The organism is Micromonospora sp. NPDC049529, assembly GCF_055586685.1.
The window spans coordinates 1-18219 of the sequence record NZ_JBVJHT010000017.1 but is presented as its reverse complement, the minus strand read 5'-3'; the positions used below and the strand labels follow the sequence as shown (position 1 = coordinate 18219).

The window sequence follows — 18219 nt, the reverse complement described above, 5'->3', positions numbered from 1 at the left end:
GCCCGCCGGCACGCGATCATGTTCAACCATCGGGGCACGCAACCTGAACTGGCATTTCAACGTTTTGTCAATAGGGTGTCCGGCATGAATGTGGCCGGCCATCCACAAGGTCAACAATCGGCTGGTCAGCCCGGCCGGAAGGAGCCGACACCATGGCGGACGGCGGACAGCACCGGGCGGTCGAGGACGAACCCGACACCGGCCCAGAAAGTACGCCGAGCGGCTGGCGCAGCCGTCGCCGGATCAGTTGGGCGGCCGGGATCGTGGTCGCCGTACTCCTGGTGGCCGGCGCCGCCGTGATGACCGACGCGCTGCGCGGCTCCGGTACGGCCGACCCGGCCGCCGAACGGGCCCAGCCGAACGCGTCGGCTCCGGCCCCGGTGGCCACGCCCAGCCCCACCCCCGAACCGGGAGCCGGGCTGACCGGACCGCTCAACCTGCTGCTCGTCGGCGTCGACACCCGGATCAGCGACCCGGACTGGGAGCCGCACGCGGACGCCGTACTGATCATGCACGTGACGAAGGACCTGGACCGGGCGTACCTCTTCTCGCTCCCCCGCGACCTGGTGGTCGACATCCCGCCGTTCGCCAAGGCGAAGTTCGGCGGCCAGCGGACCAAGCTGACCCACGCGATGAGCTACGGCAGCCGGTCCGCCGACGGCAGGACGAAACCGAGCGCGAAACAGGGACTCGAACTGGTCGAGGCGACCGTCAGCCGCTACACCGGGATCGGCGCGTGGGCGGCGAGCGCCGTACTCACCTTCGACGGGTTCGACAACCTGGTCGACGCGCTCGGCGGGGTCGACCTCTACGTCGACCAGCGGGTCGCCTCCCAGCACCGCCAGCCCGACGGCACGCACCGGCCCGGCAGCGGCAACGGCGACGGGTACGCCGGCCCACAGATGATCTACGAGCAGGGTCGACGGCACCTCACCGGCTGGCAGGCGCTCGACTACTCCCGGCAGCGGTACATCACCGGCGGCGACTACGCCCGCCAGCGCCACCAGCAGCAGCTGATCAAGGCAATCGTCGGACGGGTGGTCAGCGAAGAACTCGCCCGCGACCCGGACCGGCTCGGGCAGGTGATCCGGGCGCTCGGCGAGACGCTCGTCTTCAGCGGGCGCGACCAACGGGTGGTCGACTTCGCCTTCGCGCTCAGCGGGCTGCGACCGGAGGCGATCACCCTGGTCGGGCTCCCCGGCGCGTCGGTCGGCAAGGGCGGGTCGTACCGGGGTGAGCAGCTCACCGAGGCCGGTACCCGGTTCCTCACCGAACTGCGGGCCGGGCGGGCGGACGCGTACCTGGCGGCCAATCCGAAACTCGTGGTCACCCAGTAGCGACCGGGCCACCCCCGCTCAGGAGACCGGCGGCGGTGGCGGCGGGGCGGTGGTGCCGGAGAGCCAGGCGTCGAAGAGCGGGCGCAACGTCCGGCCGGCGACCCGCTCGGCGACGGTCACCAGGTCGGCGGTGACCACGTTGCCGTTGCGCTTCTCCGCCGTCCAGGTCTTCAGCAGCCGGAAGAACGCCTCGTCGCCGACGGTCAACCGCAGCGCGTGCACCACCAGCGCCCCCCGCTGGTAGACCGGCCGCCCGAACAGCGCCGACCGGCCCGGATCAAGGGCCGGCTTCGCCCAGTCCGTGCCCGCGTACGCCCGGTCGAACGACTCCTGCGCGGTGATGCCACCGTCGTGCTCGGTCCAGAGCCACTCCGCGTACGTGGCGAAGCCCTCGTTCAGCCACAGGTCGCTCCACCGGCGCACCGAGACACTGTCACCGAACCACTGGTGCGCCAACTCGTGCGCGACCACGGTGTCGTTCGGGCCGGAGGTGAAGAACGCCGGACCGTAGACCGGCCGGGACTGGGTCTCCAGCGCGTACCCGATCCGACGGTCGCTGACCGCGATGCCGCCGTACGACTCGAACGGGTAGGGGCCGAACCGGGTGGCGAGGAAGTCGGCGATCTCACCCGTACGCTCCAGCGACCGCTGCGCCGGTCCACCCTCGGGCAGGCTCGCCGCCACCGCCGTCACCAGCGGCTTGCCGTCGTGCGTGCCGGTGCTCACCCGGTAGTCCCCGATCACGAGCGTGGCCAGGTAACTCGCCATCGGCGTCCGCTCCGACCAGCGCCAGGTGGTCCAGCCGTCGGCGGTGGACCGCTCCCCCGGTACGCCGTTGCTCAGCGCGCTCAGCCCGGCCGGGACGGTGACCGCGATGTCGTAGCTGGCCTTGTCCGCCGGGTGGTCGTTGACCGGGAACCAGGTGCTCGCCGACTCGGGCTGACCGAGCGCGATCGCACCGTCCTCGGTGGACATGAACCCGCCCTCGCCGAGGTCGGGGCTGTTGATCGGTGCCGGCCGGCCGTCGTAGTCCACCTCGACGGTGAACCGGTCGTCGCGGGCCAGCCCCCGCTTGGGGGTGACGACGAGTTCGCCGTCGTCGTGGCGGTAGTCGGAGCGGGCACCGTCGACCACCACCCGGTTGACCGTCAGCCCGACCAGGTCCAGGTTGAACCGGGACAGGTCGGCGGTGGCGGTCGCGGTGATGGTGGCGGTGCCGGACAACCGGTCGTCGGCCGGCTCGTACCGGACCTTCAGCGCGTAGTTGGCCACGTCGTAGCCGCCGTTGCCGTAGTTCGGGAAGTACGGGTCACCGATACCGTCGGCGCCCGGCTGGAAGTCCCGCCCGGCCCGCGACGACCCCGAGTCGTCCGACCCGGTGCAGCCGGCGGTCAGCACCAGCCCGACCGCCACCACCGTGGCGAGGGCGGCGGTCGGGCGCGCGCCGACCGCCGTACGTCCAGAACCGCCCCGGAACCACCGACCGTGAGTCACCGGACGAGCTTAGGGTGCGGCGGTGCCGGCCCGGCCGGCAACCGCCGCGGGTCGCCCGAACAGGGGCGCGACTACCGCTCCAGGTCGAGCACGAGGCCGACCTTCTGGAACTCCTTCAGGTCGCGGTAACCGCACTTGGCCATCGCCCGGCGCAGCCCACCGAAGAGGTTCTGCTGCCCGTCCGGCTCGTCGGCCGGGCCGTAGAGCAGCCGCTCCATCGAACCGAGCGACTCCTCGGCCACCCCGAACGCACCCCGGGGCAGCTCCGGGTGGCTGGCCGCCGGGTGCCACCACGAACCGCCGGCCGGGGCCTCGTCACAGAGCGACAGCGGTTCGCCGAGCATCACCGCGTCGGCCCCGCAGCCGAGTGCCTTCGCGATGTCGCCGGAGGTACGCAGGTCACCGTCGGCGATCAGGTGGACGTACCGGCCACCGGTCTCGTCGAGGTAGTCCCGGCGGGCGGCGGCGGCGTCGGCGATCGCGGTCGCCATCGGCACCCGGATGCCGAGCACCGATTCGGTGGTCGACCACTCGTCGCCGCCGAGCCCGACGATGACGCCGGCCGCGCCGGTGCGCATCAGGTGCAGCGCGGTCTTGTAGTCGGTGCAGCCGCCGACGACCACCGGCAGGTCGAGGTCGGCGATGAACTCCTTGAGGTTGAGCGGCTCGTCGGTGGTGGAGACGTGCTCCGCCGAGACGAGCGTGCCCTGGATGACCAGGATGTCGACGCCCGCGTCGAGGATCACCGGGGCGAGGGCCAGGGTGTGCTGCGGGGAGACCCGGACGGCCACCGTGCCGCCGCCCTCGCGCATCTGGCGTACCCGCTCGGTGATCAGCTCCGGCCGGATCGGCTCGGCGTAGACCTCCTGGAGGCGGCGGGTGGCGTTCGAGTCCTCACCGAGCCCGCTCAGCTCCTCCAGGATCTTGGTGGGGTCCTCGTACCGGGTCCAGAGACCCTCGACGTTGAGCACGCCGAGACCGCCGAGCCGGCCGAGCGCGGCGGCCGAACTCGGGCTCATGGTGGCGTCCGAGGGGTGCCCCACGCAGGGAATCCGGAACGGGTAGGCGTCGAGCTGCCAGGCCGTGGACACGTCGTCCACGTCCCGGGTACGACGGCTCGGCACGATCGCGATGTCGTCCAGGTGGTAGCCGCGTTGAGCGGTTTTACCCAGCCCGATTTCGACCACGTCACGCATGGGGCACTCCAGCGGATGAGAAGGTTGGCGGCGAGTCGGTGGCGCGGGTCAGCGGGTGTGGTAGTTCGGTGCCTCGACGGTCATCTGGATGTCGTGCGGGTGGCTCTCCTTGAGCCCGGCCGCGGTGATCCGGATGAGCTGGCCACGGCGGTGCAGCTCGGGGATGCTCTCCGCGCCGACGTACCCCATCGCGAGCCGCAGCCCACCGATGAGCTGGTGGGCGACCGAGACCAGCGGGCCCCGGTACGGCACCTGCCCCTCGACGCCCTCCGGCACCAGCTTCTCCTCGCTGGTCACGTCCTGCTGGAAGTAGCGGTCCTTGGAGTACGACCGGGCCTGGCCACGGGACTGCATCGCACCCAGCGACCCCATCCCCCGGTAGGCCTTGTACTGCTTGCCGTTGATGATGAGCAGGTCGCCGGGGCTCTCCTCGCAGCCGGCGAGCAGGCTGCCGAGCATCACCGTGTCGGCGCCGGCCACCATCGCCTTGGCGATGTCGCCCGAGTACTGGATGCCGCCGTCGGCGATGACCGGGACCCCGGCCGGGCGGCAGGCCCGGACGGCTTCCATGATCGCGGTGATCTGCGGCACGCCGACCCCGGCCACCACCCGGGTGGTGCAGATGGCGCCCGGCCCGACGCCGACCTTGACCGCGTCGGCGCCCGCCTCGACCAGGGCCTTCGCCCCGGAGAAGGTGGCCACGTTGCCGCCGATCACGTCGACCGTGGTGTCCTTCTTCAGCCGGGTCACCATGTCCAGCACGGCCCGCTGGTGGCCGTGCGCGGTGTCCACGATCAGTACGTCGACGCCCGCGTCGACCAGGGTCCGGGCCCGCTTGTACGAGTCCTCGCCGACCCCGACCGCCGCCGCGACCCGCAGCCGGCCGGCGTCGTCCTTGCTGGCGTTCGGGAACTGCTCGCTCTTGGCGAAGTCCTTGACGGTGATCAGCCCGCGCAGCCGGCCGTTGCCGTCGACGATCGGCAGCTTCTCCACCTTGTGCTGGCGCAGCAGCTCCAGCGCCTCGTCCTTGGATACCCCGACGGTCGCGGTGACCAGCGGCATCCGGGTCATGATGTCGCGGACCGGGGTGTCGCCGTCGGTGACGAAGCGCATGTCCCGGTTGGTGACGATGCCGACCAGCAGGCCGTCGGCGTCGGTGACCGGGACGCCGGAGATCCGGTACCGGCCGCAGAGCGCGTCGACGTCCCGCAGGGTGTGTTCCGGGCTACAGGTGATCGGGTTGGTCACCATGCCGGCCTCGGAGCGCTTGACCAGGTCGACCTGGAGCGCCTGGTCCTCGATCGAGAGGTTGCGGTGCAGTACGCCGATGCCGCCCTGCCGGGCCATGGCGATCGCCATCCGGCCCTCGGTGACGGTGTCCATCGGGCTGGAGAGCAGCGGGATGGCGATGGAGACGTTGCGCGTCATCCGGGTGAGCGTGTTCACCTTGCTGGGCACGATGTCCGACTCGGCGGGCTGCAACAGCACGTCGTCGAAGGTCAGACCGAGCGGCACCGCACGGGCGGAACCGGAGGGCAGCTCGGGCATGAGCCCGCCGAACTGGTCGGCGTCGCCGCTGCCCGACGGAAGATCGTTGGTGGGTGAATTGTCCACGAGTTCTCCCCTGAGCTGGTTGGTCGGGCTTGGCCGGGTGACGAGGGCGCACTCATCGGCGTGCCCGTACGTGCGGCGCGATGGTTCATCGTACCCAGTGAGCTGCGCCGGCCCGGCAGGAGCAGCCCGTACGCCGGCAGTGGCCGGCCGTACGCCGGGTGACGGCGCCCGGCGCGTGCGGCGGCCGTACGCGGGCACGCCCGGCGGGCCGGGCGACGAGGGTGGGCGCGACGGGTGCGGATACGACTACGGTGGGGGGGTGCACGACGAGCCGATCGACCCGTTCAACGGCGACCCCGCCGATCCGTCGGCAGGGCTCGACGACCCCGCCGAGGACGCCCAGCACGACCCGCTCTCCGAGGTCGAGCGGCAGGATGTCCTGGAGGACCTCGCCGACCTGGAGATCTACCAGGCGTTGCTGGGTCCGACCGGCGTCCGGGGTCTGGTCATCGAGTGCGAGGACTGTCACGAGCCGCACTACTTCGACTGGGACCTGCTTCGGGGCAACCTCCGGCACCTGCTCAGTTCCGGCCGGCCCCGGGTGCACGAGCCGGCCTTCGACCCCGATCCCGATCACTATGTGACCTGGGAGTACGCCCGGGGTTACGCCGACGGGGTGCACGACACCCTGGCCGAGGGGACCGACGACGACGAGCCGGAGCCGGCGAGCTGATCCGCTCGGGTCGGGCCCGCGCCGGACCGGTGGGCGGACGACTCAGGCCACCAGGCCGGCCCGGAAGCCGGCCGCGACGGCGTGTGCCCGGTCCCGGGCGCCGAGCTTGCGGAACAGCCGACGGGCGTGGGTCTTGACGGTGTCCTCGGAGACGAACAGCTCCCGGCCGATCTCCGCGTTGCTCTTCCCGTCGGCCATGCCGAGCAGCACCTGCAACTCCCGTTCGGTCAGCGCCGCCCGCCGCAGCGGTCCGACCGCGCCGGGACCGGCGGCGGCCGGGGCCGGTCGGCCGTAGCCGCCGGTGTTCGCCGGGTCGCCGCGTCGGGGTCCGCTGAACCGGTTCTCCGCTGGTGTGTTGGTCCGGGGGTCGGAGCCGTCGGCCGCCGACCCGTCACCCTCGCCGGGCGCCCGGTGGTCGCCGGGTACGTCGTCGCCGCGCTGCACCGGCACCATCGTCGGCGGGTTCGCCCCACCGTTGTCGTCGGCCGCGTCGGCCCGTCCGCCGAGGTCCGAGCCGAGCGCCGGGCCGGTCACCACCGGCCCGGTCCCGCCGGGAACGGCGCCGGGACGCGCCGGCAGCCGGGAGGCGGCGGTGGAGAGCCGTTCGGCGGCGGCCCGGCCGGAGACCTCGGCCGGCAGTGGGGCACCGGTCGACCCGCCGGCACCACCGGTCAGCCCGGTGCCCCGGCCACCCCGGCCGGGCGTACTGAGCAGGAGCATCGCCTTCGCCACCACGCTGACCAGGTCCTGGTCGCCGCCGGGCAGCAGCCCCCGGCCGCCGGCCGCGATGACCGCCGCCGCCACGCCGGGCTCCTCCGCGCCGAGCAGCAGGATCGCCGCCCCGGGGGCGCGGGCCAGCACCCGCCGGGTGAACCCGACACTGTCCGGGCGGGTGAGCGCGGTGTCGACCAGCAACACGTCGGCCGGGCGTTCGGCCAGGCGCAGCATCACCTCGGGGTCGGAGATCGCCGTACGCACCACGGCCGCCAGCCCTAGCCGGGCCGCGGCGGACGCGACGCCCTGCGCCGCGAGCGGTGTCCGGACACAGACGAGGACAGTACGCACGGTGGTCTCCTTTCCCCCTGACGAGAGCAGACCACGACCGCCCCTGATCATGACGAGTTTCCGGCTGATGGAGGGGAAAGTTTTTGCCTCTTCCGGCTGGTTGCGCCGACTTACCGCCCTGCTGGTGCCGGCTGGGGGTTCTGTCGGGGGTCCCGCCACGGTCGGGCCCGGTCGAACCGACCCGGAGCCGGTGACGGAAATGATCAGGTTCAGGTGGTCGGGGACGTGTGACGCGTTCACGGGCTGGGTATGGCGGAACGGAGGCCGGAATCGGGTGTGTCAACGCGGCCCGCCGCCCGGACACCGGCCTTGATCGGGTGTCCGTCGCGGTGCCGCGGGAGGAGGGTTGCAGATGTCGAACGTACGCAGACTGCCCGGACCCATCGTCGACCTGTGGGAATGGCAACGGTTCGGGGCCTGCCGGGGGCGCGACACCGCACAGTTCTTCCATCCCGACGGGGAACGCGGAGCGTCCCGCAACCGCCGGGAGGCGGGGGCCAAGAAGGTCTGCGGGACCTGCCCGGTACGCCCCGAGTGCGCCGCCCACGCGCTGACCGTGCGCGAGCCGTACGGCGTCTGGGGCGGCTTCAGCGAGTCGGAACGGTTGCGGCTGCTCGCCGTCGGCTGGGAGGACCTCGCCGACCGGCGCCGGACCAGGGTCGACATCTCCCGACTGGAGGCCCGGCTCGGCCGGCCGTTCCATTCGACGGGGTCCGGCACGATCCCGGCGCAACGCGCCGCGAGCTGACCGGCCCGCCCGGCTCAGTTCACCGTCACCTGCACGCTGTGCCAACCGGTGGCGCCGTCGGGTGCCACCGGTCGTGGTTCGCCGGTCTGGGTGGCGCCGGTGGCGTCGGTGGCCCGTACCCGCAGGGTGTGGTCACCGGCGGTCGCCTGCCACTGCCGGGACCACTGGACCCAGGTGTCGACGGAGGCGGACGGGGCCAGGGTGGCCGGCTCCCACGGGCCGTCGTCGACCTGCACCTCGACCTTTTCGATTCCCCGGTGCTGCGCCCAGGCCACCCCGGCGATGGTGACCGGGCCGGGGGTGAGCCGGTTGCGTGGCCGGGGCGTGTCGATCCGGGACTGGGTCTTGATCGGCCCCTCCGGTGACCAGCCGCGCGGCACCCAGTAGGCGTCGAAGTCGGAGAACCGGGTCAGTTCCAGTTCCACCACCCACTTGCAGGCCGAGACGTAGCCGTACAGGCCGGGCACGACGACCCGGACCGGGAAGCCGTGCTGGATCGGGAGCGGTTCGCCGTTCATTCCGATCGCCAGCATGGCGTCGCGGCCGTCGCGCAGCAGCGCGGTCGGGGTGCCGCAGGTCCAGCCGTCGGCGGACCGGCCCACCACCTGGTCGGCGTCGTCGAGCGGCCCGGCCTGGTCGAGCAGTTCCTTCAGCGGTACGCCGAGCCAGCGCGCGTTGCCGATCAGGTCCCCACCGACCTCGTTGGAGACGCAGGCGAGGGTGATGTCCCGCTCGATCAGCGGCCGGGCCAGCAGGTCGGCGTAGTTGAGGGTGATCGGGTTGCGGACCCGGCCGTGGATGCGCAGTTGCCAGTTGTCCGGGTCGACCTGCGGCACGACCAGTGCGGTGTCGATCCGGTAGAACCGCGAGTTCGGTGTCGTGTACGGGGCGAGTTGCGGCAGTGACAGGTCGGCACCGGCCGGGATCGGTGGTGCCGGGCTGGCCGGGGCGGGCAGGGTCAGCGCCGCGCGGGCGTCGGAGACCCCGCGTCGGGTGGCGATCCAGCGCCCGCCGAAGCCGCTCACGGCGGCGGCGCCGACGGTGACCGCGGCCGCGGTCAGGAACCGCCGCCTCCCCTGCACCGCGTCGTGTTCCTCCTCGACCGTCTCGCGGCTGCCGGTCGCCGGGGCGATCGTTTCGCGGCTGCCCGTGGGCGGGGTGATCAGGGGTGCGTCCGGCCACGGGGCGGGGACCAGGACGGCGCGCAGTCGGCGCAGCACTCCGGCGGCCAGGGCGGCGCCGACCAGTGAGGGCAGCACGGCGGCGGCGCCGGCACCGGGTCGGGTCAGGGCCGCGACCGCGCCGACGAGGCCGAACCCGGCGATGCCGGCGTACCCGAGGACCGGGGTGCGCAGCGAGCCGATGCCGATCAGTGCGGCGAAGCCGGCCAGCAGCACACCGGTGCCGATCAGCAGGGCGGTCTTGTCGTGTATGCCGAACACGTCGATCGCGAACTGCTTCAACGGTTCCGGTACGAGGTCGACCACCACCCCACCGACGGCGACCAGCGGAGCGGACCGGGCCCCGGTCAGTACGGCCACCAGTTCGGCCGAGCCGATCGCGACCGTGGCGGCGGCGATCCCGGCGAGTGCGCCGTACCTGCGTTGCGTGCTCACTCGGCCAGTGTTGACGATCACGGGTCCGACCGGTAGTGACGCGTGCCTCCCGGCGGACGCAAACCAGGGTAGATTCGCGCGGTTCGGCGCTTGGTACGCCATTGACGCGGATCTACCCTGGTTCGACGGTTATCGCAGGTGGTGCGGTATTACGGTTGGTGCGGTGTCACCGGTGGATCAGAAGCCCGGTCCGTGCTGGTGGCCGTGGCCGTGGCCCCCGCCGGCGGGGGCTTCCGACTTGGCCGGCTTTTCCACGATCAGGCTCTCCGTGGTGAGCAGCAGACCGGCGATCGACGCGGCGTTGATGACCGCGTTGCGGGTCACCTTCACCGGGTCGACGATGCCGGCCTTGGCCAGGTCGACGTACTCGTCGGTGGCGGCGTTGAGGCCGAAGCCCCAGTCGCTGGCGGCGACCTTCTGCACGACGACGTAGCCGTCGTGACCGGCGTTCTGGGCGATCCAGCGCAGCGGCTCGACCAGCGCCTTGCGGACGATCGAGACACCGACCTTCTCGTCACCGGTGAAGCCCAGGTCGTCGTCGAGCACCGAGGCGATCTGCACCAGGGCGGCGCCGCCACCCGGGACGGTGCCCTCCTCGACGGCGGCCTTGGTGGCGGCGATCGCGTCTTCGATGCGGTGCTTGCGCTCCTTCATCTCGACCTCGGTCGCCGCGCCGGCCTTGATCACCGCGATGCCACCGGAGAGCTTCGCCAGCCGCTCGGCCAGCTTCTCCCGGTCCCACTCGGAGTCCGAGGCCTCGATCTCCTTGCGGATCTGGGAGACCCGGTCGGCCACCTCGGTGTCGCGGCCCTTGCCGTCGATCACCGTGGTGTTGTCCTTGTCGACCACGACCCGACGGGCGCTGCCGAGCACCTCCAGGCCGACCGCGTCGAGCTTGTAGCCCAGCTCGGGCGCGACCAGCTCGGCGCCGGTGATGACCGCCATGTCCTGCAACAGCGCCTTGCGGCGGTCGCCGAAGCCGGGGGCCTTGACCGCGCAGACCTTGACGGTCTTGCGGATCGAGTTGACCACGAGCGTGGACAGGGCCTGGCCCTCGACGTCCTCGGCCACGATCAGCAGCGGCTTGCTGGTCTGGAGAACCTTCTCCAGCAGCGGCAGCAGCTCTTCGATCGCCGAGATCTTCTGAGTCGTGATCAGGATGTACGGGTCGTCGAGGACCGCTTCCTGCGACTCGGCGTCGGTGACGAAGTTGGGCGAGATGAAGCCCTTGTCGAACTGGAGGCCCTCGGTGACCTCAAGCTCGGTGGCGAGGGTGGAGCCTTCCTCGACGGTGATGACACCGTCGCGGCCGACCCGCTCCATCGCCTCGGCGATCAGGTCGCCGATGGTCGCGTCCTGCGCGGAGATGGTCGCCACGTGCGCGACCGACTCCCGGCTGCCGACCTCGACGGCCTTGGCGAGCAGCGCCTCGGACACCTTGGTGGCGGCCGCGTCGATGCCCCGCTTGAGACCGGTCGGGTTCGCCCCGGCGGTCACGTTGCGCAGGCCCTCGCGGACCAGCGCCTGGGCCAGCACGGTCGCGGTGGTGGTCCCGTCGCCGGCGACGTCGTTGGTCTTGGTCGCCACCTCCTTGACCAGCTGCGCGCCGAGGTTCTCGTAGGGGTTGGTGAGCTCGATCTCCTTGGCGATGGTCACGCCATCGTTGGTGATCGTCGGTGCACCGAACTTCTTGTCCAGGACGACGTTGCGCCCGCGCGGGCCGAGGGTGACCTTGACCGTGTCGGCGAGCGTGTTGACACCGTGCTCCAGCAGGTGCCGGGCGTCATCCGAGAAGCTCAGAATCTTCGCCATGTTTTACTCGGGTCCCTTCACACAGCACTGCCCCGGCCCGGCATGCCGGTCCGGGGCAGTGATCACTGATCGGTCAGATCACTACTTCTCGATGACCGCGAGGACGTCGCGGGCGGAGAGTACGAGGTACTCCTCGCCGGCGTACTTAACCTCGGTGCCGCCGTACTTCGAGTAGAGGACCGTGTCGCCGACCTTGACGTCAACCGGGATCCGGTTGCCCTTGTCGTCGATGCGGCCCGGGCCGACAGAGAGGACGGTGCCCTCCTGCGGCTTTTCCTTGGCGGTGTCGGGGATCACGATGCCCGACGCCGTGGTCGTCTCAGCCTCATTCGCCTGGACCAGGATCCGGTCCTCGAGCGGCTTGATCGCAACCTTGGTCGCGGTAGTCACGGGCATACCCTCCTGGGGTACTGGTTTCTGTGCTGACCAGCGAGCCGGCCAGCGTCAATCTGCCACATGCCACCGGGCGGGTCCGTCGTCGCGGGTGCCGGTCCGCCTGGCGTTTCAGCCACCGGACCGGAGCCCGGAAGCTGGCACCCTCGGACTGAGAGTGCTAACGGCAGGTTATGCCGGTGGCTAGCACTCCGTCAAGGAGAGTGCCAACATGTCGGCCGACGTGTTCGGTGAAACCCCTTACCAGGCCACCGGCGGACCGGCCGCGCCGCGCTCTCACCGGCGCCTCGCCCACCCCACCAGCGATCGACGCGTACAGCCCCGGATCAGGGGTGTGCTGCCTCACAATGTCTCGATGGATCTCGACCAGCTCGCCGCGTTGCGTACTCCCTCCGGGGTGACCGCGCTCGCCGCGGCGGCCGAGGTGGCCGGCGGCGACTCGCTGGCCGCGGCCACCGCGCTGCGCTCGGCGGGCCTACCGGGGCCGCTCGCCGCCGCCGCACTCACCCAGGCCGAGCTGCGCCGCCGCGCGGTCGGCAAGTTCGGCCCAGCCGCCGCCGGGATGTTCTTCACCCGGTCCGGGCTGGAGCAGGCCACCAGGTCGGTGGTGGCCGACCGGCGGGCCCGCCGGTTGCACGACGCCGGGGTGCGCACCCTGGCCGACCTCGGTTGCGGCCTCGGCGCGGACGCGCTCGCCGCCGCCCGTGCCGGCATCCGGGTGTACGGGGTGGAGGCGGATCCGACCACCGCCGCGCTGGCCGCCGCGAACGCGCAGGCCACCGGGCTGGCCGCCCGCTTCACCGTCGAGTGCGCCGACGCGACCGGATTCGATCCGACCGGCCTGGACGCGGTCTTCTGCGATCCGGCCCGGCGGGCGACCGGCGGCCGGCGGATCTTCGACCCGGCCGCCTACTCCCCGCCGTGGGACTTCGTGCTCGGTCTGGCCCGGCGGGTGCCGTACACGGTGGTGAAGGTCGCGCCCGGCCTGGACCACGCGCTGATCCCGCCCGGTGCGGAGGCGGAGTGGGTCAGCGTCGACCGGGAGCTGGTCGAGGCCACCCTCTGGTGCGGCCCGTTCGCCGGGTCGGCCCGCCGCGCCACCGTGCTGCGGACCGCGCGGGAGGGCGCGGGCCCGATCCCGGTCCAGCCGGCCGGCGGTACGGACACCGCCGGGGTCGCCGTGGCCCAGCTCACCGGGACCGGTGCCGTGCAGGCGCCGGTCGGCCCGGTCCGGCGCTACGTCTACGACCCGGACGGCGCGGTGGTCCGGGCCCACCTGGTCGCCGAGTTCGCCGCCGGGGTGGCCGGCACGCTGGCCGACCCGGACATCGCCTACGTGTACGCGGACACGGCGGCGCCGACCCCGTTCGCCCGCTGTCTGGAGGTCACCGACGTGCTGCCGTTCTCGCTGAAGCGGCTGCGCGGCCTGCTGCGCGAGCGTCGGGTCGGCCGGGTGGAGATCCTGAAGCGGGGTTCGGCGGTGGAGCCGGAGCGGTTCCGGCGCGACCTGCGGCTTGCCGGTGACGAGCCGGCGAGTCTGGTGCTGACCCGGGTGGCCGGCGCTCCCACGGTGCTGGTCTGCCGGCCGGTGACCCCGACCCGGTAGGGTCCCGGCCGTGGCAGGTCAGGGGACCCCGGCAACGGCGCTGCTGGTGAGGCAGAAGGTCGCGCACACCACCCACCCGTACGACGTGCCGGCGGACTCGCCCCGGTACGGCGCCGAGGTGGCCGCCGCCCTCGGGGTGGATCCGGCGCGGGTGTTCAAGTCGCTGGTCACCGAGGTCGACGGGGTGTTGACGGTGGCGGTCGTGCCGGTCACCGGTGAGCTGGACCTGAAGGCGTTGGCGGCGGCGGTGGGCGGCAAACGGGCGGCGTTGGCCGATCGGGTCGTGGCCGAGCGGACCACCGGGTACGTCCGGGGCGGGATCAGCCCGCTCGGCCAACGAAAACGGTTACCCACCGTAGTTGATTCTTCAGCGGAGAGTTTCTCTACTGTGTACGTCTCCGCCGGCCGGCGGGGCCTCCAACTCCAGCTCGCACCGGCCGACCTGATCCGGCTGACCAGCGCGGTCACCGCGGAGATCGCCACCGGCTGAGCGGCGAACCGCCCACTGTCGACCAATCGCGACCGCTCGCCGCCGCCCGGTCGGCCGATCACCGTCGTTGCGCTCTGTGCTTTTTCCCACACAGAATTGATGGCACTCGGGCGGGCGGCGTGAGCCGACAGAGCGCCCGTCGGGGCGACGGTTCGGTCATTTGGCTCGGCGAGGGTTGAACCAGGCGGCAAATGGGCATGATCCGCCCAGCCTGCCCGGCCCGATGACGGGCGGGTGTCACCCGCGTTGCTGAATTGTTATCGCAGGCAACAAAACTCGTGGCCTCGGCACTCTTGTGTCCCACCCCGTGAGCGCAATACGTTGCCGGACACAACAAAAGTAAGTACGGCCCACTCTGACCACCCCTGCAGTGGCGGCTACCGCACCGACCAGGCCGCCCCACGCAACGACTCAGCGGACCGAACCCCACCCCCTCGAAAGGACCCGAGCAATGCGCAAAGGGATCCTCACCCTCGCCGCCGTGGGCCTGCTGGCCACCGGTGCCCTGACGGCCTGCGGCGACAACTCCGACGACGCCGCCGGTGGCAGCGGCGCCAAGACCCCGAAGATCGGCGTGATCCTGCCGGACAGCGCCTCTTCCGACCGCTGGGAGACCGCGGACCGGAAGTACCTCGAAGAGGCCTTCAAGACCGCGGGCGTCGAGTACGTCATCCAGAACGCCCAGGGTGACAAGTCGCAGTTCCAGACCATCGCCGACCAGATGATCACCGGTGGCGCGACCGCCCTGATGATCGTGAACCTGGACTCCGGCACCGGTAAGGCCGTGCTCGACAAGGCGAAGTCCCAGGGCGTCGCCACCATCGACTACGACCGCCTCACCCTCGGCGGCTCGGCCCAGTACTACGTCAGCTTCGACAACGTCGCGGTTGGCAAGCTCCAGGGCGAGGGCCTGGTCAAGTGCCTGACCGAGAAGGGCGTCAAGAACCCGGTCGTGGCCGAGCTGAACGGCTCGCCGACCGACAACAACGCCACCCTGTTCAAGAACGGCTACGACTCGGTGCTCCAGCCCAAGTACGACTCCAAGGAGTACGTCAAGGGCCCCGACACCTCCGTTCCGGGTTGGGACAACGCCCAGGCGGGCACCATCTTCGAGCAGAACCTGACCTCGCAGGGCGGCAAGATCGACGGCGTGCTGGCCGCGAACGACGGCCTCGGCAACGCGGTCATCTCCGTGCTGAAGAAGAACAGCCTCAACGGCAAGGTCCCGGTGACCGGCCAGGACGCGACCGTCCAGGGCCTGCAGAACATCCTCGCCGGTGACCAGTGCATGACCGTCTACAAGGCGATCAAGCAGGAGGCCCAGGCGGGTGCCGAGCTGGCCATCGCCCTGGCCAAGGGCGAGAAGAAGGACGTCGGCCAGACGGTCAAGGACCCGGAGGGCGGGCGCGAGGTCCCGTCGGTCCTGCTCACCCCGAAGGCGATCGACAAGACCAACGTCAAGGACGTCGTCGACGACGGCTTCGTGACCAAGGAAGAGCTGTGCACCCCGGCGTACGCCGCGGCCTGCGCCGCTGCCGGCATCAGCTGACCCTGCTCTGACCCCGTTCGGAGTCACCGTGCCCGTCCGTCGACCGTAGGTCGGCGGACGGGCACACCGGGTTGACCCGACCGGATGCCTGTTCGGACCTTCGCGACCGGAGCCCCGCGAACGGACACCCCGCGACCGGAACACCCCCCGCGATCGGACACCCGTGTAAAGGAGACCCACCGTGTCCGCGACACCCTTGCTGGAGCTGCGCGGGATCGACAAGAACTTCGGTCCCGTACAGGTCCTGCGCGACGTCGCCTTCGCCGCCTACCCGGGCGAGGTGACCGCGCTCGTCGGCGACAACGGCGCCGGCAAATCGACGCTGGTCAAGTGCATCAGCGGCATCTACCCCATCGACGGTGGCGAGTTCATCTTCGATGGCAAGCCGGTGACCGTGAACAACCCGCGCGACGCCGCCGCGCTCGGCATCGAGGTCGTCTACCAGGACCTCGCCCTCTGCGACAACCTCGACATCGTGCAGAACATGTTCCTCGGCCGGGAGAAGACCAGCGGGCTGGTCCTGGACGAGGTCACGATGGAGCGGATGGCCGCCGAAACCCTCGCCGGCCTCTCCGTCCGTACGGTCAAGTCGCTGCGTCAGCTCGTCGCCAGCCTCTCCGGCGGGCAGCGGCAGACGGTCGCGATCGCCAAGGCCGTGCTCTGGAACAGCAAGCTGGTCATCCTCGACGAGCCGACCGCCGCGCTCGGCGTCGCGCAGACCGCCCAGGTGCTGGAACTGGTCCGCCGGCTGGCCGACAACGGCCTCTCGGTCGTCCTCATCTCGCACAACATGAACGACGTCTTCGCCGTGTCGGACCGGATCGCCGCGCTCTACCTCGGGCGGTCGGTGGCCCAGGTCAAGACCACCGACATCACCCACTCCCAGATCGTCGAGCTGATCACCGCGGGACGCAGCGGTGATCTCGGTCTGCGGTCCGAGAACGGCGACACCAACGGCGCCGGTCACGCGGAACTCATCACCCCTGGAGCCGAGCAATGAGCACCTCCACCCCTACCGCGGTACGCGAGGAGCCGGTGCCCGTACCGACGCGCACGGTCAACGACCACGTGCGCGACTACATCGGCCGCGTACGTGGCGGCGACATCGGCGCGCTGCCGGCCGTACTGGGCCTGGTGGTGCTCTGCATCGGCTTCTCGATCGCCCGCCCGGAGTTCTTCTCCGCCATCAACTTCGCCAACCTCTTCACCCAGGGCGCCGCGGTCATCCTGATCGCGATGGGACTCGTCTTCGTCCTGCTGCTGGGCGAGATCGACCTCTCCGCCGGGTTCGCCAGCGGTGTCTGTGCCTCCGTACTCGCGGTGCTGCTCACCCTGCACGGCTGGCCCTGGTACGGCGCGCTCGCCGCGTCCCTGGTCACCGGTGTGGTGATCGGGCTGGTGCTCGGCGTGCTGGTGGCGAAGGTCGGGATCCCGTCCTTCGTGGTCACCCTGGCCGCGTTCCTCGCCTTCCAGGGCGTGGTGCTGCTGCTGATCAAGGGCGGCACCAACATCTCGGTCCAGGACAAGGTCATCGTCTCGATCGAGAACAGCAACGTGAAGCCGTTGATCGGCTGGCTGCTCGCCGCGATCGCGGTGGCCGGCTACGCCGCCGTACAGCTCATCCGTTATCGCGGGCGGGTCGCGCGGGGCCTGATCGTCGACCCGTTCCTGGTGGTGCTGGCCCGGATCGCCGCCGTCGCCCTGCTCGTCGGCGTCGCGACGTACATCCTGAACCAGGAACGCAGCATCAACACGCTGATCACGTCGAACAAGGGCATGCCGATCGTCGTACCGGTGATCGCGATCCTGCTGGTCGTGCTCACCTTCGTGCTCCAGCGCACGGTCTACGGCCGGCACGTCTACGCGGTCGGCGGCAACGCCGAGGCCGCCCGGCGGGCCGGTATCAACGTGGACCGGATCCGGATCTCGGTCTTCGTGATCTGCTCGCTGCTGGCCGCGATCGGCGGCATCGTGGCGGCCAGCCGTGGCCGGTCGGTCGACCCGAACACCGGCGGCAGTAACGTGCTGCTCTACGCGGTCGGCGCGGCGGTCATCGGCGGTACCAGCCTCTTCGGCGGCAAGGGCCGGGTGTTCGACGCGGTCCTCGGTGGTGCTGTGGTCGCGGTGATCGACAACGGAATGGGCCTGCTGGGCTACAGCTCCGGCGTCAAGTTCGTGGTCACCGGCCTGGTACTGCTGGCCGCGGCCGGGGTCGACGCACTCTCCAGAAGACGTGCCGCCGCCACCGGACATAGATGACGCTGTCTCCCGAAAGTGATGTGAACAACCGATGCGCGCCGGGCCGAGCCAGGAGGAAGTCCGCCGCCAGAATCTGGGCGCGCTGCTCCGCTACGTGCACGTGCACGGCGCGACGTCACGGGCGGAACTCACCACGGCGCTGGGGCTCAACCGCAGCACGATCGGCGCGCTGACCGCCGAGCTGACCGCCGCGGGCCTGGTCAGCGAACGGGCACCCCGGGAAACCGGCCGGGGGGGGGGGGGGGGGGGGGGGGGGGGGGGGGGGGGTTGGGGGGGGGGTGGGGGGGGGGAGGAGGGGGGGGGGGGGGGGGGGGGGGGGGGTTGTGTGGTCGTGGGGGCTGTACGGGGACGGGGTGGCGTGGGTCCT

Annotated in this window: 15 protein-coding genes and 1 pseudogene; 9 read left to right on the top strand and 7 right to left on the bottom strand. The window is 71.3% G+C overall.

The features are described 5' to 3' along the window. Nucleotides 1-152: 152 nt before the first annotated feature. Nucleotides 153-1337: an LCP family protein gene (locus ACZ6QQ_RS27045; protein ID WP_465880082.1), complete on the top strand. Its 1185-nt coding sequence runs from the start codon at nt 153-155 to the stop codon at nt 1335-1337. Nucleotides 1338-1355: 18 nt separating this feature from the next. On the opposite strand, the gene ACZ6QQ_RS27040 is transcribed toward ACZ6QQ_RS27045, so the two are convergent. From ACZ6QQ_RS27040 to guaB, 3 genes are all read right to left on the bottom strand, one after another. Next, a complete protein-coding gene (locus ACZ6QQ_RS27040; RefSeq protein ID WP_465880080.1) occupies nt 1356-2831 on the bottom strand; it encodes a M1 family metallopeptidase in 1476 nt (491 codons plus the stop codon). Between the two features lie 71 nt (nt 2832-2902). Continuing rightward, entirely contained in the window at nt 2903-4027 is a 1125-nt protein-coding gene (locus ACZ6QQ_RS27035) for a GuaB3 family IMP dehydrogenase-related protein (RefSeq protein WP_465880079.1), read from the bottom strand. Nucleotides 4028-4075: 48 nt separating this feature from the next. Further along, on the bottom strand, nt 4076-5641 hold the full coding sequence (gene guaB / locus ACZ6QQ_RS27030) for an IMP dehydrogenase (RefSeq protein WP_465880077.1): 1566 nt from the start codon (nt 5639-5641) through the stop codon (nt 4076-4078). A gap of 259 nt (nt 5642-5900) precedes the next feature. Between guaB and ACZ6QQ_RS27025 the strand changes: the two genes are divergently transcribed. Then, nucleotides 5901-6314: a DUF5319 domain-containing protein gene (locus ACZ6QQ_RS27025; protein ID WP_465880076.1), complete on the top strand. Its 414-nt coding sequence runs from the start codon at nt 5901-5903 to the stop codon at nt 6312-6314. A gap of 42 nt (nt 6315-6356) precedes the next feature. Here ACZ6QQ_RS27025 and ACZ6QQ_RS27020 read toward each other — a convergent pair whose 3' ends face one another. After that, nucleotides 6357-7379, bottom strand: a complete 1023-nt coding sequence (locus ACZ6QQ_RS27020) for a response regulator transcription factor (RefSeq protein ID WP_465880074.1) — start codon at nt 7377-7379, stop codon at nt 6357-6359. A gap of 352 nt (nt 7380-7731) precedes the next feature. On the opposite strand from ACZ6QQ_RS27020, the gene ACZ6QQ_RS27015 reads away from it, so the two are divergent. Then, complete coding sequence (locus ACZ6QQ_RS27015) at nt 7732-8127, top strand: WhiB family transcriptional regulator (RefSeq protein WP_465880072.1); 396 nt, start codon at nt 7732-7734, stop codon at nt 8125-8127. 14 nt (nt 8128-8141) lie between these two features. Here the strand turns inward: ACZ6QQ_RS27015 and ACZ6QQ_RS27010 are convergent, their stop codons facing one another. The 3 genes from ACZ6QQ_RS27010 to groES all read right to left on the bottom strand — a co-directional run bounded on the left by ACZ6QQ_RS27010 (nt 8142) and on the right by groES (nt 11951). Then, nucleotides 8142-9743: a molybdopterin-dependent oxidoreductase gene (locus ACZ6QQ_RS27010; protein WP_465880070.1), complete on the bottom strand. Its 1602-nt coding sequence runs from the start codon at nt 9741-9743 to the stop codon at nt 8142-8144. A 177-nt stretch (nt 9744-9920) separates the two neighbouring features. Beyond that, a complete protein-coding gene (gene groL / locus ACZ6QQ_RS27005) occupies nt 9921-11555 on the bottom strand; it encodes a chaperonin GroEL (RefSeq protein ID WP_465880068.1) in 1635 nt (544 codons plus the stop codon). A gap of 81 nt (nt 11556-11636) precedes the next feature. Further along, nucleotides 11637-11951 carry a co-chaperone GroES gene (gene groES, locus ACZ6QQ_RS27000; protein WP_121158486.1) on the bottom strand — a complete coding sequence of 105 codons (315 nt, stop codon included), beginning with the start codon at nt 11949-11951 and terminating at the stop codon, nt 11637-11639. Nucleotides 11952-12303: 352 nt separating this feature from the next. On the opposite strand from groES, the gene ACZ6QQ_RS26995 reads away from it, so the two are divergent. From ACZ6QQ_RS26995 to ACZ6QQ_RS26970, 6 genes and pseudogenes are all read left to right on the top strand, one after another. Then, entirely contained in the window at nt 12304-13554 is a 1251-nt protein-coding gene (locus ACZ6QQ_RS26995; RefSeq protein ID WP_465880066.1) for a THUMP-like domain-containing protein, read from the top strand. A 10-nt stretch (nt 13555-13564) separates the two neighbouring features. Next, nucleotides 13565-14044, top strand: coding sequence for a Cys-tRNA(Pro) deacylase (ybaK, locus tag ACZ6QQ_RS26990; protein ID WP_465880065.1), 480 nt, complete (start codon nt 13565-13567; stop codon nt 14042-14044). Between the two features lie 451 nt (nt 14045-14495). Then, on the top strand, nt 14496-15593 hold the full coding sequence (locus ACZ6QQ_RS26985; RefSeq protein ID WP_465880063.1) for a sugar ABC transporter substrate-binding protein: 1098 nt from the start codon (nt 14496-14498) through the stop codon (nt 15591-15593). Nucleotides 15594-15774: 181 nt separating this feature from the next. Beyond that, nucleotides 15775-16593: an ATP-binding cassette domain-containing protein gene (locus ACZ6QQ_RS26980; protein WP_465880062.1), complete on the top strand. Its 819-nt coding sequence runs from the start codon at nt 15775-15777 to the stop codon at nt 16591-16593. Next, nucleotides 16590-17852, top strand: coding sequence for a sugar ABC transporter permease (locus ACZ6QQ_RS26975; RefSeq protein WP_465880061.1), 1263 nt, complete (start codon nt 16590-16592; stop codon nt 17850-17852). Before ACZ6QQ_RS26980 ends, ACZ6QQ_RS26975 begins: the two co-directional genes overlap by 4 nt. 31 nt (nt 17853-17883) lie before the next feature. Further along, a pseudogene (locus ACZ6QQ_RS26970) lies at nt 17884-18090 on the top strand (MarR family transcriptional regulator); the annotation flags it as partial. Nucleotides 18091-18219: the final 129 nt, after the last annotated feature.

What these genes read in the sequence shown, in the direction of transcription:
- ACZ6QQ_RS27045 (WP_465880082.1), top strand. Translation starts at nt 153, where the DNA reads ATGGCGGACGGCGGACAGCACCGGGCGGTCGAGGACGAACCCGACACC.
- ACZ6QQ_RS27035 (WP_465880079.1), bottom strand. Translation starts at nt 4,027, where the DNA reads ATGCGTGACGTGGTCGAAATCGGGCTGGGTAAAACCGCTCAACGCGGC.
- ACZ6QQ_RS27015 (WP_465880072.1), top strand. Translation starts at nt 7,732, where the DNA reads ATGTCGAACGTACGCAGACTGCCCGGACCCATCGTCGACCTGTGGGAA.
- groL (WP_465880068.1), bottom strand. Translation starts at nt 11,555, where the DNA reads ATGGCGAAGATTCTGAGCTTCTCGGATGACGCCCGGCACCTGCTGGAG.
- groES (WP_121158486.1), bottom strand. Translation starts at nt 11,951, where the DNA reads ATGCCCGTGACTACCGCGACCAAGGTTGCGATCAAGCCGCTCGAGGAC.
- ACZ6QQ_RS26995 (WP_465880066.1), top strand. Translation starts at nt 12,304, where the DNA reads ATGGATCTCGACCAGCTCGCCGCGTTGCGTACTCCCTCCGGGGTGACC.
- ACZ6QQ_RS26985 (WP_465880063.1), top strand. Translation starts at nt 14,496, where the DNA reads ATGCGCAAAGGGATCCTCACCCTCGCCGCCGTGGGCCTGCTGGCCACC.
- ACZ6QQ_RS26975 (WP_465880061.1), top strand. Translation starts at nt 16,590, where the DNA reads ATGAGCACCTCCACCCCTACCGCGGTACGCGAGGAGCCGGTGCCCGTA.